The sequence below is a fragment of the Paenalicyclobacillus ferrooxydans genome (genome assembly GCF_001399675.1).
GTDB classification, from domain to species: Bacteria; Bacillota; Bacilli; order Alicyclobacillales; family Alicyclobacillaceae; genus Alicyclobacillus_B; species Alicyclobacillus_B ferrooxydans.
This window is the reverse complement of record NZ_LJCO01000096.1, coordinates 161,348-177,212: the sequence shown is the minus strand read 5'-3', so window position 1 is coordinate 177,212 and position 15,865 is coordinate 161,348. Positions and strand designations below refer to the sequence as shown.

Here is a 15,865-nt window from a genome sequence, read left to right as displayed (position 1 = left end):
AAGTGAGGGGCTAGTTTTTTACATTTTCACAGAAAGCCGTCATCAGTACTTCTTTCAGTACGTTGGCTCTACATCGGTATCTCGGGTATCGGTATCCGTGGAGAATCGCGTGTTGTATATTAGAGAAGCGGAACAAGATGCCCTCTGAAACAACTCTTTCGGCTGCAAGATTCGATTCCAATGTTGCAGTCTCATTTTGCTATCTTCCATAGTCTTTCTATTCGGAATCGGGATCGGGGCGCTACACTATGATGCGATTTGACCTAGGAGGTACCTGGATTCTTTCAGAGCCAACGACTCAGTTGAAGTTGGAATGTGTCGTCCCAGGCTCAGTGTTTTACGATCTGCTGCGTCAACAGAAAATTGACGACCCGTACTACCGCTTTAATGAAGAGGAAGCCATCGAGATTTCGGAAAAAACCTACACGTATACGCGAAGGTTTACACTGACTGACGAAATCTTGAACAGCGACAGCCTCTTTTTAGTTTGTGAAGGGCTCGATACACTGGCTGACGTGTACCTCAACGGTATTTTTGTAGCGCACACAGAAAACATGCATCGTACCTTTGAGTGGGAGGTGCATCATCTCGTTCACCCTGGCGACAACGAGATTCGTGTTTTGTTCAACCCTTCCGTCTCCTACATTCGTGAGGCTAATCGTAAGAATCCCATTTGGGGGCAATCTGATACCATTGAAGGATTCACCCAACTTCGCAAAGCCCATTACATGTTTGGCTGGGATTGGGGTCCAAAGATTCCGGATGCGGGAATTTTCCGCCCCATTTATCTCGCAGGTTACAGAACCGCGCGTCTGACTGAGGTGCAGTCTTTGCAGTTTCATAACGAAAAAGATGTCCGCGTACAAATCGACGCAGACATTGATTGGTGCTCCAATGCATCCCTTGCAGATGGAACGCTCTCAGTTGCCATCACGTTGATTCATCCAAGTGGGCATCAACAGTCAAAGATGCTGGCAGTGACCTGCAGAAATGTAAGCGTGTACTTTGATTTGGACAATCCTCAGCTCTGGTGGCCGAATGGCTATGGCAACCAGCCTTTATATTGTGTAGAAGTGCGTTTACTGAGTTCTTCTCAGGAATCGGACAGCAAGGAAGTCGGAGTCGCTGAGGTGGATTGCAGAAAGTTTCACATTGGACTTCGAACACTAACAGTAGCCCGTGAAAACGATAACTGGGGTGAATCCTTCAAATTCGTAATTAACGGCGTTCCTATATTCGCAAAGGGTGCCAATTACATTCCCGAGGACAATCTTCTGGGACGGCGAACGGATATAAAGACAAGACGGCTGTTTGAAGACTGTGTGGAAGCAAACTTTAATCTGATTCGAGTTTGGGGCGGCGGGTTCTACCCTGATGATGGATTCTATGATCTCGCCGATGAGATGGGACTCATTGTCTGGCAGGATTTTATGTACGCCTGTGGGGCATACAGGCTTACCCCAGAATTTGAAGCGAACATTCGCGCGGAATCGGAAGACGTGCTCCGTCGGATTCGCCATCATGCAGCCCTCGGCTTGATTTGCGGCAATAACGAAATGGAACAAGCCTGGTGTGACTGGGACTTTCCAAAGACCGATGAGCTTAAGGCTGACTATTTGCGGCACTTTGAAGGGATTTTACCTGAGCTTTGCGCAAGATTAGCTCCGCAAACCTTTTATTGGCCCGCGTCTCCTTCGTCCGGCGGGGGCTTTGACAATCCAAATGCTGAAAATCGCGGTGACGTGCACTACTGGGAAGTATGGCACGGATTAAAGCCGTTTACCGAGTATCGAAAACACTACTTCCGCTTTTGTTCCGAGTTCGGGTTCCAGTCCTTTCCCTCCATGAAGACCATTGAGAGCTTCACGTTGCCGGAAGACAGAAATGTGTTTTCATATGTGATGGAGAAACACCAGAAGAACAATGCTGCAAACGGAAGGATTCTGTTCTACCTTGCGGAGAACTTCCGATACCCCAAAGACTTGGATTCTCTGGTCTATGTCTCGCAAGTCCTGCAAGCAGAAGCCATCAAGTACGGCGTTGAACACTGGCGTCGTAATCTGGGACGTTGTATGGGGTCTATCTACTGGCAACTGAACGATTGCTGGCCCGTCGCTTCTTGGTCGAGCATTGATTATTATGGTCGCTGGAAAGCATTGCACTATTTTGCGAAGCGCTTTTATCAGCCAGTCCTGCTGTCTGCCGCAGAAACAGCAACCAGTGCCCAGCTTTACGTAACCAATGATACGTTGTCCTCAGTTGATGGCATCGTTCGCTGGGCACTGAGACGGCTAGATGGATCCGTCATTGAAGAGGGTGAGAGGGTGATTTCTGTGCCGCCTCTTACCGCCATAGAGGTAGCCGATCTCGATTTCTCCACCCACTTGAGTGATATTCACGCACGCAGAAGAACCTATCTCACCTATGAACTTGTGGTCCAAGATGAGCTAGTGGACGGCTCAACTGTGCTTTTTGAAAAGGCAAAACATGTTGAGTTTGAAGCCCCCGAAATCACCACTGAGGTCGAGGAAACCGAAGACATGTTTATCATTCGACTCTCAGCACGGGGCTTTGCAAAATATGTCGAGCTTGAGTTGAAGAGTGCTGACGCTCGTTTTAACAACAATTACTTTGATATCACGCCAGGAATCCCTCGGGTGGTTCAACTTGAGAAGCGTACATTATCCAGGTCCTTGACACTGGCAGAAATCTGTCAGGAACTGCGCATTCGCAGTCTGTTTGACACCTACAGTGCCCCGTCTGCAATGACACAGAAAGCATAGGGAGGAATCTCCATGTCGAAGTACACGCTTGATTTCAATCATTACCGGGAGTTGGCTCGAAGTGCCATTGCGGAGGGAGCAGTTCTGCTCAAAAACGACAACCAGACGCTGCCGATAAAAAAAGGAATCACGGTGTCCGTATTCGGTCGTAATCAACTAGCCTATTACAAGAGTGGCACAGGATCCGGTGGGATGGTAAATGTTACACATGTGACGACGCCACTCGATGCGCTGAAAGATTGTGCCGATGTTCTACTCAACGAGTCACTTCTCCATACCTACGAAGCGTGGGTTGCAGCAAACCCGTTCGACAAGGGAGACGGTTGGGCTTCAGAACCTTGGTCACAAAAGGAGATGCCGCTTGACGATGCCCTCATCGCCGATGCTGCTGCGAATTCCCATCTGGCCCTGATCATGATCGGGCGAACGGCAGGTGAAGACCGGGATAACACTGCTGACCCAGGAAGTTATACGCTGACAGACACTGAAAAAGAGATGATTGAAAAGGTCTGTAAGGCATTCGCAAAGACAGCAGTCATCCTGAATGTCGGGAATATCATCGATATGCAGTGGGTGTTGGAATACAATCCAGGTGCTGTGTTGTACGCGTGGCAGGGTGGAATGGAAAGCGGAGCGGGTCTCTTAGATGTCCTGACGGGAAAAGTCACCCCATCCGGAAAATTGACCGATACCATCGCGAGGTCCATAGAGGATTATCCATCGACGGTGAACTTTGGTCATGAAGACACAGACATCTATCAGGAAGACGTCTATGTTGGATATCGGTATTTCGAAACCTTTGCCAAGGACAAGGTGTTATACCCGTTTGGGTATGGGCTGTCGTATACCACATTTTCTACGGACGTGTTAGCTGCTTCAGAGACGGATGGGCAGATTGAGTTGTCCATCCAAGTCCTGAACACTGGGGAATTTTCCGGCAAGGAAGTAGTCCAGGTCTATGTTGAAAAGGCGCAAGGGGTGCTCGGGAACCCGGCCCGGAGCTTAGTTGCCTTTGCGAAGACCAACTCTATTCAGCCTGGTAAGAGCGAGACGCTCAGTTTTTCCATGCCTGTTTCAGACTTCGCATCGTATGACGATGGAGGCAAGACAGGAAACAAGTCGTGCTACGTGCTTGAGCCTGGTACACATCGTATCTACGTCGGCACAGATGTCCGTACTGCCTCACCATGTATGGAATACTCCGTGGAAACGCTGCAAGTGGTGAAACGGTTGAGTGAAAACATGGCTCCTGTCACAGCGTTTACAAGGATAAAACCGAAGACAAGTCAGTCGGGATATTCAGTGTCCTATGAAGACGTACCGCTGCGGACGGTCGACATTCATCAACGTCGTCAGGGTGAGTGTCCGAAGAGCGGGGGATGCACCGGTGACAAGGGGTACAAGCTGGCAGATGTGTACAATAGCAAAGTATCACTCGAGTCTTTCCTCGAACAGTTATCAGATGCCGATCTCGCATGCATGGTACGTGGGGAAGGCATGAATTCACCTAAAGTCACGCCAGGAACCGCAGCTGCATTTGGCGGTGTATCGGATCGACTGAATGACTTTGGAATCCCTGCAGCGTGTTGCTCTGATGGCCCTTCTGGAATCCGGATGGACACTGGCACTAAGGCTTTTTCGCTGCCGAATGGAACGCTTTTGGCCTGCACCTTTAATGAGCCTTTGCTGGAAGACCTTTTTGAGATGGTGGGACTGGAACTGCGCAAGAACCAAGTGGACACCCTGCTCGGACCAGGTATCAATATTCATCGCAATCCTTTAAACGGACGAAACTTTGAATACTTCTCCGAAGACCCTTATGTTACAGGGAAAATCGCGGCAGCACAGTTAAGGGGAATGCACCGCGTTGGGGTCACAGGTACACTGAAACATTTCAGCTGTAATAACCAAGAGTTTCATCGGCACGACTTGAATTCCATTGTGTCCGAGCGAGCCTTGCGCGAGATCTATTTAAAGGGCTTTGAGATGGCGGTCAAAGAGGCTAGGGCTTATTCCATCATGACCACCTACGGTGCAGTCAACGGCTTGTGGACGGCGGGGAATTTCGATCAGAATACGCGGATTCTCCGTGATGAATGGGGCTTTCGAGGGGTTGTCATGACTGATTGGTGGGCCAAGATGAATGACGAAGGTCATGCTCCTGCTAAAAACAATACGGCAGCGATGATACGAGCTCAGAACGACCTTTACATGGTTGTCCCAGAGTCTGTTGTGAATCCGTTTGACGATAACACGTTGTCCTCTATCGAGGACAGTTCTCTCACCAGAGGGGAACTTCTGCGAAGTGCAGCCAACATTTGCAGCTTTATCCTGCGTTCGCCGGCTTTTGAGCGCGTGCTTGGGGTAGACAATGCGGTGGAAGTCATTGGTCAGGTGCAGGAGGACGCACAGGAATTCGTGTTCAACGGAGAGTATCGTACGATTGGCGACGGTGAGAGCGTGGACCTTTTAGGCATTGACACCTCGACAGGAAGCTCATACATGTTTGCCGCGGCACTTGCACAATCTGGGCTCTACGAGATCACCATTACCGCCCGCTCTTCGGCTAGTGAACTCGCTCAAATGCCGGTGACCTTATTTCAGAATGTAGACCGTTCGACGACTTTTACATTCAACGGGTCTGGCGGGGAGTGGGTGGCTCAAACCAAGCAGATGTTTTTCTTTAATAAATACGTCTACTTAAAATTATATTTTGGCCTTGCCGGGCTGGAAACGAAGGATCTTCAGTTTAAACTGATTGAGCCCTTCAGTATGAAAGACAGCTGACAAAACTATACTTCTACAGTCAATCCTTGCAGGAACGCATCTCGTACCTACAGGAATCAGGAGGGAGCAAGAACATATTCAGCACATCTTTTCGGTGGAACGCTGGAATAAAAGGAGGTCGTCGTAGATGCGAGGGTTCCACTATTCAGTGGAACCCTTTTTGTCGTATGGTGTTGGCAGATTTTTATGTGTGAAAGGAGCCACTATACAAATATAACAACGTTCAGCGAAACGATTTACTCATTTATGAATAGTCAGATATGTTGTTGACTACTGAATTTTCTTTTCGTATAGTTAGTATACTGAATTAAATAATTCAAAAGGGGGACTGAGCATGAACACATTGAAGAAAGCGCTTGTGGCAGGTGGCTGCCTCGTAGTGACAGCAAGCGTCTTGGCTGGCTGCGGAAACTCTAATGGTGCATCGGGTTCTGGCAACAACACAGGAAGCACCGGTCAAACTGGTTCATCGAAGGCATCCTTGACGTTGTGGGACATTCAAACCGGTACACAGCAACAGGTTATCAAGGACATGGTAAATCGTTTTAATCAGTCGCAGTCTAGCATCACAGTTAACGCTCAGTTTTTTGAGAATGATCCCTTCAAACAAAAACTTCAAATTGCGATGGGTGCGCATAATCCTCCAGATATTTGGACCGGTTGGGGTGGCGGTGTACTAAAGTCATACGTTGACGCAGGAGACGTTTACGACTTAACCAGCGCACTCAACGCCGATCCGAGTTGGAAAAATCGGTTCCTGCCATCTGTTATGAAACCGGTTACGTTTAACGGTAAGATTTATGGTGTCCCCAATGACAACGTACAGCCAGTGTTTTTCTTCTACAACAAACAATTGTTCAAACAGTACAATGTGACACCGCCAACAACCTGGGCACAACTGCTCTCGGATGTGCAACTGTTCAAGTCAAAAGGGGTTACCCCAATCTCTTTAGGCGGCAAAGACAAGTGGCCTGACTTGATGTACGAAGAATACTTAGTTGACCGCATCGGCGGGCCTCAGGTCTTCGACAATGTTCTGGCTGGAAAGGCCAACGCTTGGTCAGACCCAGCTTTCATTAAGGCGAATACGATGATTCAGCAGTTAGCACAAGCTGGTGCATTTGAACCTGGCTTCAGCTCCGTCAGTTCCAATCAAGGCGAGGATGCAGCGCTGATTTACACCAATAAAGCAGCGATGTGGTTGATGGGTGCTTGGGGCTTTGGAAACGTTCTTTCCAACGACAAAGCGTTCATTGCTCAGGGGAACCTAGGATTTTTCCCATTCCCGTCCGTGGCTGGGGGAACTGGAAATCCACAGGACATTGCGGGTAATCCATCTAACTACTATTCAATTTCCACAGCCTCTAAGAATCCGCAAGCTGCTGTCACGTTCCTGAAGGATGCTGTGCTGAATGATCAAAACGTGCAGGATTGGATCAACATTGGTGACGTTCCGCCTGTGCAGGGAATTGATACAAAACTTAAAAACGCAACCTACAGCGACTACATGACATTCACCTACGACTTAGTCAAGAATGCACCGAATTTCCAGGCATCTTGGGACCAAGCACTTTCTCCCGCGGCAGCCCAGGAGTTGCTTACTGATTTGAGCAAGCTGTTCTTGAATCAGATGACACCTCAACAGCTCTCAGCCGACATGAACACTTACATTGGAAAGTAAGCTGAGCCTGTCATGAAGCACGGAGTCGGCTGTTCCAGGTGACTTCACCTGGGACAGCTCTCTACTACTAATCTTCTATTGGGGTGTGAGTACGTTGGGAGCACGTATGAATTGGCAACGGTGGCTGATGATAGCCCCAGCCCTGCTGTTTTTTCTCGTATTCGCGCTCGTGCCGATGCTGGTTGCCGTCTATTATAGTGGATTGCAGTGGAACGGCATTTCTGCGCCGACGTGGGTTGGATTGTTTAACTGGAGGCACGCGTTTGCCAACGGCGAAGCTGTTCACGCAATTTGGCTGACTGTCGAGCTTATGGTTTTGTGCTGGATTATTCAGACACCACTCAGTCTGTTACTTGGTGTCTTCCTAGCCGGGAAACAGAAGCACCGAGCTATCTTTGGTGTGTTTTACTTTGTGCCATTGTTGTTTTCGGCCGTTGCCATCGGCGTGACGTGGTCTTACTTGCTGAACCCCAACTTCGGGCTCATCGATGCGCTTTTGAAAGCTGCCCACATTGGGAGCGGCAATCAAAACTGGATCGGCAATCCGAGTATTGCACTCTTGGTTGTATCGTTGATTATTGGGTGGCAGTTTATACCATTCCATACTTTGCTGTACCAAAGTGGTGCCAAGCAGATTCCGGATTCTTTATATGAAGCAGCCAAAATTGATGGAGCATCTCCGCTAAATTCGTTCTTTTCAATTACACTGCCACAACTCAAGTACACGATCATCACATCGTCAGTACTCATTTTGACAGGCTCTCTCACGTATTTTGACTTGATTTACGTTTTGACCGGGGGAGGCCCTGGCAATGCCACACAAGTCCTTGCAATGGACATGTATAAGGAAGCCTTTGTGAACCAAAATATCGGCGTTGGAAGCGTCTTGGCGGTTGTTCTTGCCGTCTCCGGTGTCGTGCTGTCCATACTGACACTTCGCTTTACTGGTTTCAGTCGTATGGAAAGTCAACTGGAGGGGATGTGATTCCGATGCTAGCCAACGAGCCCGCATTACAAGTCGTAAAGCGAACCCGCCGTCAGGTCCCTACCTGGTATAACGTGCTCTTTACATTACTCGGCGTTTTGTGGCTCATTATCTCCTTCTACCCGGTTCTGTACATGCTGATGACGAGCCTCCGTTCTCAGAATGGGTATTTGGTAGGGATACCATGGCTTCCACCGCTTCATCCGACATTTGGAAACTACGCGACGGTCATTCAGGCGGGATTCGCTCACTATTTCCTAAACAGCGTTATCGTATCTGTCACCTCGGTCGTGCTCATCGTAGGCTGTTCAGTACTGTCCGCTTACGTTATAGTTCGAACAAAGAATAAGGTTGTGCGGTTCATCTTTAACCTGTTTCTGGTCGGCTTGGCATTACCGATACAAGCGGCCATCATTCCCATCTACATCATTATTACGAAGATGGGATTGTACGACACACTGATCGGGATGATTTTGCCCTCGGTCGCTTTCGGATTGCCGCTGACCTTGCTCATCCTTGTGAATTTTGTTCGTGACATTCCTTCTGAACTGTATGAATCAATGGGATTAGACGGTGCCAGTGACTTCCAAGTTATGCGCTCTCTCGTATTGCCACTTGCCATGCCTGCGCTAATTTCTGTTTCTATCTATGATTTTGTCCAGGCATGGAACAACTTTTTGTTTCCTTTGGTTCTCACTCAAAGCGATAGCTCTCGTGTGATGCCTATGGCGATTGTCAGCTTCCAGGGACAGTACACGATGAATGTTCCTGTCACGATGGCAGCCGTCATGCTGTCAGCGTTACCACTCATTCTCGCGTACATTTTTGGCCGCAGGTACCTGCTCGGCGGTTTACTTGCTGGATTTGGTAAATAACAGAGATAGTTGAAAGAGAATGGGTCCACTGCAAGTTAAGTACGATTCGTCCACTCGTGAAGGTGGTCAACGAGCAGTACGAGACAGAACTGTCGCAGTGACTCGGCTACTTAACCTACCGGCAATTTGGATGAAAGCAGGGATAGGAATGCAATCTGTAAAAACGGGACTCATTGGGTGTGGAAACATCAGCAGTGTGTACCTTAAAAACACCAGTATGTTTACTTCATTCGCCATCGTTCAGTGTGCTGATCTGGATGTCGAGCGTGCGAGAGAGAGAGCTGAGGAGTTTAACATCGCCAGGTACGGGACGGTTGCTGACTTGCTCGACAATCCTGAAATTGAACTGGTGATTAATTTGACAACTCCCCACGTTCACGCTCAGATTTCTAGAGCCATTTTGGAAGCCGGCAAGCACGTGTACTCAGAAAAGCCTTTGGCTGTGTTGTTGCAAGACGGCGAAGACATTGTCCAAATGGCGAGAGAACGGAACTTGCGGGTTGGCGTTGCCCCTGACACGGTTCTCGGAGCGGGAATTCAAACTTGCCGCCAGCTCATTGACAGTGGCGAAATTGGTACCCCCGTCGCTGCAACGGCCTTTATGATGTCCCATGGACATGAACACTGGCACCCGGACCCTGCGTTTTACTACCAAGTTGGCGGTGGCCCTATGTTTGATATGGGGCCGTACTATTTGTCGGCACTTGTAACATTGCTGGGGCCCGTACGGCGTGTGACCGGCAGTACCTCGATCGCGTTTCCGGAGCGAACCATCACCAGTTCACCGAAGGCTGGAGAAGTCATCTCAGTTGAGACGCCAACGCATATCGCCGGGGTGATGGACTTTCATACCGGGGCAATTGGCACCATTGTAACCAGTTTTGACGTCTGGTCTGAAGGACTTCCATGCATTGAGGTCTACGGCACTCGAGGGACACTGTCGGTACCAGACCCCAACCGGTTCTCAGGGCCTGTCAGGATCCTGCGGCCGGGTTCGAAAGTCTGGGATAACATTCCAATTACGTACGGATACAATGAAAACTCAAGAGGACTCGGTGTTGCAGATATGGCCGCCGCTATTCAGACTGGCCGACCTCACAGAGCAAACGCTGAGATGGCCTATCACGTTCTTGAATTGATGCATGGCTTTCACATAGCCTCGGATGAGGGCAGACACTATGAACTCGTCAGTACTTGTTCGCGACCGCTGCCAATGGATGAAGATGGGGGGGTGAGTTAATGCCAGAAATCAAGGTTTCTTGTCACCTCATCACTTGGCGGGATGAGTTCAAACTAGGCCTGAAAGAGGCGTCGTCACTTGGTTACAGAGCGTGCGAAACCTTTACGCACATCGCATTAGGCTACGAAAACGAGGTCGCGCGGTTTCAACAGCTCCTGAACGAGCATAGTTTTGTTTTGTCTGCATTGTATGGTGGGGGACGGTTCACAGATGAACGTCAACGCCAGGAGATCATTGACTACAACGAAAAAGTTGCACGTTTTCTTACGTTGAACGGCAGTGACATCATTGTTTTTGGAGCGAAAGGACCACGTTCGAAGGACGGTACGACTCTGGATGAACTGAAAACAGCTGCAAAAACGATCAATGAAGCTGCCAAGAGGTGCGCCGACCTAGGGGTGCGTGCATGCGTGCATCCACACTTGGGTACGGAGATCCAAGATGAGAATGAGCTGGACGCCATTATGGAACTCACGGACCCAGATTACGTGTTTCTATGTCCCGACACTGCACACCTCACCAAAGCAGGAATGGACCCAGTGCAGATCATTGAACGTTATCGGGACAGGGTGAAGTATGTACATTTAAAGGACGTTACACCAGAAGAAGTCGACATAGAGAAGTTCCCCATTTTATCGGGGAACGAAGCCTTGCCTATCTTCTGTGAATTAGGACTGGGTAACGTTGATATGAAACCCGTGATTGCGTGTCTGAAAAATATAGGATATGACGGATGGGTCACGGTCGAGATTGATAAATCGACCAGCACTCCACAGAACAGCCTTGCGGTTTGCCGAGACTACGTGCAGGAGGTGCTGAGCCTATCCATACGTCAAGCAAATCATTATTAGAGCAAAGTCTCTCGTGCCGAGGTGCACTGTAGCCGAGTGGTGATGAAACAAAGCTTTTTAAGGAACGAGATTTCCATTCGCGTGTGCGAAGACATGATATAGCCAACAGCCCCCCTACTCGTTAGGAGGGGCTGTTGGCTTAGATAAACAACGCGACATGTTCTGTGCCTGGTTCAATTACTGCTGCGGATATGCTCGGTTTTCAACCGGATGCCACCAGATTTTAAAGTTCCCACTATCGTACAGCGTTCCGAGCATGGTTAACAAGCCGTCGTAATACCGCCATTGCCCTGTTGGAAGAGGCGTATTCCACAGCGCCTGAACAAAGGCCATCTTATCTGGATTCGTAGCTGATATAGCGGATGAAGCATTCATCGCTACAAGACCTGGAGAATGCCCGGAGCTAGAGGAGAGTTCTGTTCCATCAAGGGCGTAGTTGTTACCATACGTATCGATTATGGGATAAAAGAAGTTCTCGAGGGTGTTCGAATAGGTGGTTTCCCACGGTTTTACTCCAAACCAAGCTGCATCCACATTTGCATTGGCAATGACACGAAAAGCATCAAATTCAAAGTTGTGGTCGTAGCTTAGATCAGAAGCCGTTTCCCCCGGCGCAATGTACGGTGTCCCATTAAAGTTCGAGTAGTCTGGGGCTAATCCAGTCTGCGGGTTATAGGCATTTGCCAACAGAGTTTCACCTGCAGTGTACGCTTTGTTCCAAAGTTGTTTATCCGACGGATCCACCGATGCAAAGATCTTATAGAAGGCTGGTAGGCTGTACGACGGGTCTGTATAGCTCGTTGCATAAGGCGGTGAGAATACCGGTAAGTAAGTGGTGTGACTAAACTCGGGAGCAGGGTCATGCCACATCGCTTGCAGGATCTGTTTAGACTGCTGCTGGTAATTGTAAATTCCCTCTCCATTGCCCCATCGCCCCGCTGCAAAAGCAAGAGCCGCGGCAATCCATTGATCTCCATCGGGAGCAACTCCATAATCAATGACCTGACCGTCCGGGTAGGTATGCCATGCAAACTCTCCCTTCGTCGGCCCGCTCTTAATCTGCATATACGTTTTTGCATAGTTCCACAACGAGTCGAATTCTTTTTTGTGATTCAGCTGTACCGCAATCATCATTCCGTAGCCCATACCTTCAGTACGGACATCGTTCGGGTTTTTGGTACCAGGATAGGAAGAAATAGATGCGATATAGGCCATGTCAGGCGTCATTTGATAGTACAACGCCTGCCCATCATAGTAATTCTGAGAAGCAGTGCCAGGATCACCGTGGAAAAGTTGCTGAAAGTCGGCATTGACTTTCTCATTAATCTGTTTCTGTGTGTATCCTGCTTGTTTAAACAAATTTGGGTATACTCCGGTTTGATAGGCACCCTCCGGATGTGTTCCGATGCCCCAAGATGTTGGTTGTGCGGTTTGAGAAGTCGTTGCTGCCAACGAGGTAATTGGAGTGAGTAAAGCGGCCGCAGAGAGCAATGACATCCCTAGTTTTGCTGTTTTTTTCACATTCATCTCTCCTCAAAATGACAATATTGTTTCAAGAACCCGTCACCTTCTGTATTGCTTCACCTCCCTGTTAAACAAGCGCTTACACGACAACAATTAGTTTAATAAACAAACAAAATATAAGTTAATTATATCTCGTATAAAATGAAAAACTTGTCGAATGAGAGTCATGCTTGGTTTTTTATAATTGTGGATTTTCCTTTAAGGTGATTTACTGAGTCCATAAATAATAAGACTGACGAGAGGTGTGCGGAGACGATTTCATCGTGATCAATGACTTGAATGTTCAGGTGGACCAACACACGGTGACTACGAGTTACCTCTGGTGTGAACTGAACGGCTTATAGAAGGTTCTCTATTCATGATATGCTCGTACTAAGCGCAGACGACGGGGTTATGCGGCGATAAGGCACCGAAAACGTGACTTCGGTTAGTTGGTGAAGTCGCTTTATCACAGCCACGGAGGAGAACGACCGATTGGCATTAGACAATCTCATCACACTGCTGATTTCGTTTATTACGGTCATCAATATCTTATTAGCGGCCGTGATCCTGTTTGTTGAACGAAGAGATGTAAGTTCGACCTGGGCATGGCTCATTGTATTGTTCTTTTTACCATTGATTGGATTCCTCATTTATATCTTTCTTGGCAGGCAACTGAGGCGGAAAAATTTTTATCAACTTACTGAGGAAGAACGACGTTACCTTCAATTTGCTGTGCACGAACAGTTGAAACAACTCAAGAACAGAAGGCTGAGGCACGAAACAGACGTATTTCGAAGGTATGCTGACTTGATGGAGATGAACCTGCTCTCGTCCAACGCGTTGGTATCCACAGACAATGAGATTGAAGTTTTCCACGATGGAAACGAGAAGTTTGCGTCACTCTTCCGCGACATCGCGCGGGCCAGGAGGGACATTAACCTGGAATACTACATCATACAGCCGGATTCTTTAGCCGAACGTTTGCGCGATGAGCTGATAAAGAAAGCAAAAGAGGGTGTAAAGGTACGCATACTGTTTGATGAAGTGGGCTCAAGGAAACTGCATCGGTCATTTTTTAAAGAGCTACTGACCTACGGTGGGGAAGTCGAAGTGTTTTTTCCCTCGTTTTTAAAAATGGTGAATTTGCGAATTAACAACAGGAACCATCGAAAGCTCTGTATCATCGACGATGAAATTGCTTATATTGGCGGATTCAATATTGGAAATGAATACTTGGGTCTGAGTAAAAAATTCGGTTATTGGCGCGATAACCACCTTAGACTTCGGGGTGGGGCGGTGCATGATATCCAGGGGAGATTTTTTCTGGATTGGAACCAGGCTACAAATCAAAACCTAGTTCACTTTGAGGCTTACGCGTTTCAGCCAAATTGGGAGAGAGGCAGCAGCGTCGTTCAGGTTGTAGCCAGCGGACCGAATTCCACAACTGAAAACGTTAAGAACATGTACATCAAGCTTATTATGTCTGCCAGGAGCACCGTCTATATCCAAACTCCGTATTTTGTTCCTGACTCCAGCTTCATGGACGCGTGTAAGATTGCGCTGTTGTCTGGTGTTGACGTTCGCATCATGATACCCAATAAGCCTGACCATCCTTTTGTCCAATGGGCGACGTGGACCTACGCTGGGGAGCTCCTCTCTTACGGTGCGAAGGTGCTCTTGTACGAGGAAGGGTTTATGCACGCCAAAACGGTGATCGTGGACCAAGAAGTTGCATCTGTCGGTACAACCAACATTGATATACGTAGCTTTCGACTCAACTTCGAAGTAAACGCTGTCCTTTATGACAGTACGATCGCCGCGCAGCTTCATGAACTGTTTCTTCGGGACAGCCAGGTCTGTTCTGAACTAACACTCGAACGCTATCGAAATCGCTCTCTCACGATCCGTTTCAAAGAGGCGATATCGCGGCTTCTTTCGCCAATTTTGTAATGAGCTTGTAAGCGGGGGCGGAAGCCACGGTAATGAAGGTGACGAAAAAGGACTGGTCTAATGCGTATCGCAATTATTGGAGCGGGAATCGGCGGTCTTGCGGCAGCCTTAGCCTGTCAGAATGCAAACATTGATTTCACGTTGTTCGATCACGCTGAAAATCCTTTATCTGGCGGGGTCGCACTTACCCTATGGCCAAACGCATTGAGGGCTCTCAAGGAGATCGGCGGATTCACAACAGGGGAGGAGGGGTTTCACGCTATTGAAATTGGGTGTTTACGGACAGATAAAGACAACCAGGTGTATCAGCTTCCATTGACTTGGATGGAAGACACATACGGGTTTAAGCCCGTATGCGTTAGACGGAACGAGTTGACTACAAGGCTGTACAGAGCGCTACAATCCCCTACAATTCGTGAAGCACATTGTACTTTCGTGAGCCCGACTGAAACCGGGGTCATTGTACAATTTTCCGACGGATCGCGTGAAGAATTTGACGGGGCGATTGCTGCAGATGGAATTCATTCTTCCATTCGGCACCAACTGATTGGAGACTCTGAGCGAACGGTTGATTACACCGCTTGGCGCGGAATAGCGATTGACGCAGAAGTACCTCCAGCATCAATGTGTGAGTATTTAGGTCCAGGCGTCCGGATGGGGTATGCGGCCATTAATCCGTCCTTAACCTACTGGTTTGCCACCGTAAATAATAACTTGGTTAAACCGGACATCAAGTGGTCCACAGTCGTCGACAAATTTTCTGGTTTTCCCAAAGCGGTACGAAGCTTAATAGAGAGCACACCCGAAGAGAGCATATTGCAAAACTCAATCCGAGATGTTCTTCCGGGTGCTCCAATGGCTTGGAGCAACGTGGCCTTATTAGGTGATGCGGCACATGCAATTACCCCCAACCTCGGTTTAGGGGGTTGCCTTGCACTTGAGGATGCACAGTTCCTCGGCCGGTCCTTAAGAGCCCTGCAGCAAGGGGAATCCCTGAAACAGGTCTTCGCACACTATGCAAAGAGCCGGCGTGTGCGAGTAGCAAGGATTGCGAACTTTACCAGGTGGCTGGGTCGCGCGACACAGATGGAACAGCGTTCACTCATGGGATTGCGGAACGTGGCAATTGGAGCAGTGCCAAGTACCATCAAAAAGGTCGTATGGAGGTCGGTGTTGGGGCTTTAACAGCTGAAAAAACCGAGTCCGT

At 48.5% G+C, this 15,865-nt stretch carries 10 protein-coding genes; 9 read left to right on the top strand and 1 reads right to left on the bottom strand.

Features of this window, described 5'->3' with window-relative positions; translation table 11 throughout:
- The first annotated feature begins 248 nt into the window (after nt 1-248).
- The 7 genes from AN477_RS21455 to AN477_RS21425 all read left to right on the top strand — a co-directional run bounded on the left by AN477_RS21455 (nt 249) and on the right by AN477_RS21425 (nt 11,202).
- Complete coding sequence (locus tag AN477_RS21455; RefSeq protein ID WP_054971220.1) at nt 249-2,783, top strand: beta-mannosidase; 2,535 nt, start codon at nt 249-251, stop codon at nt 2,781-2,783.
- A gap of 12 nt (nt 2,784-2,795) precedes the next feature.
- The gene (locus AN477_RS21450) at nt 2,796-5,570 is read left to right on the top strand and encodes a glycoside hydrolase family 3 protein (protein ID WP_054971219.1); all 2,775 of its coding nucleotides are present in this window, start codon (nt 2,796-2,798) and stop codon (nt 5,568-5,570) included.
- A gap of 334 nt (nt 5,571-5,904) precedes the next feature.
- Nucleotides 5,905-7,251, top strand: a complete 1,347-nt coding sequence (locus AN477_RS21445; protein ID WP_054971218.1) for an extracellular solute-binding protein — start codon at nt 5,905-5,907, stop codon at nt 7,249-7,251.
- 94 nt (nt 7,252-7,345) lie between these two features.
- On the top strand, nt 7,346-8,236 hold the full coding sequence (locus AN477_RS21440) for a carbohydrate ABC transporter permease (protein WP_245631921.1): 891 nt from the start codon (nt 7,346-7,348) through the stop codon (nt 8,234-8,236).
- A 5-nt stretch (nt 8,237-8,241) separates the two neighbouring features.
- On the top strand, nt 8,242-9,111 hold the full coding sequence (locus AN477_RS21435) for a carbohydrate ABC transporter permease (protein ID WP_054971290.1): 870 nt from the start codon (nt 8,242-8,244) through the stop codon (nt 9,109-9,111).
- Between the two features lie 148 nt (nt 9,112-9,259).
- The gene (locus tag AN477_RS21430; RefSeq protein ID WP_054971217.1) at nt 9,260-10,351 is read left to right on the top strand and encodes a Gfo/Idh/MocA family protein; all 1,092 of its coding nucleotides are present in this window, start codon (nt 9,260-9,262) and stop codon (nt 10,349-10,351) included.
- Nucleotides 10,351-11,202, top strand: coding sequence for a sugar phosphate isomerase/epimerase family protein (locus AN477_RS21425; protein ID WP_054971216.1), 852 nt, complete (start codon nt 10,351-10,353; stop codon nt 11,200-11,202). The genes AN477_RS21430 and AN477_RS21425 overlap by 1 nt, the downstream gene beginning before the upstream one ends.
- Nucleotides 11,203-11,379: 177 nt before the next feature.
- On the opposite strand, the gene AN477_RS21420 is transcribed toward AN477_RS21425, so the two are convergent.
- Nucleotides 11,380-12,723, bottom strand: coding sequence for a family 8 glycosyl hydrolase (locus AN477_RS21420; protein ID WP_054971215.1), 1,344 nt, complete (start codon nt 12,721-12,723; stop codon nt 11,380-11,382).
- Nucleotides 12,724-13,200: 477 nt separating this feature from the next.
- On the opposite strand from AN477_RS21420, the gene cls reads away from it, so the two are divergent.
- Nucleotides 13,201-14,658 carry a cardiolipin synthase gene (gene cls, locus AN477_RS21415; protein ID WP_054971214.1) on the top strand — a complete coding sequence of 486 codons (1,458 nt, stop codon included), beginning with the start codon at nt 13,201-13,203 and terminating at the stop codon, nt 14,656-14,658.
- A gap of 60 nt (nt 14,659-14,718) precedes the next feature.
- A complete protein-coding gene (locus AN477_RS21410) occupies nt 14,719-15,843 on the top strand; it encodes an FAD-dependent monooxygenase (protein WP_054971213.1) in 1,125 nt (374 codons plus the stop codon).
- The last annotated feature ends 22 nt before the right edge of the window (nt 15,844-15,865 follow it).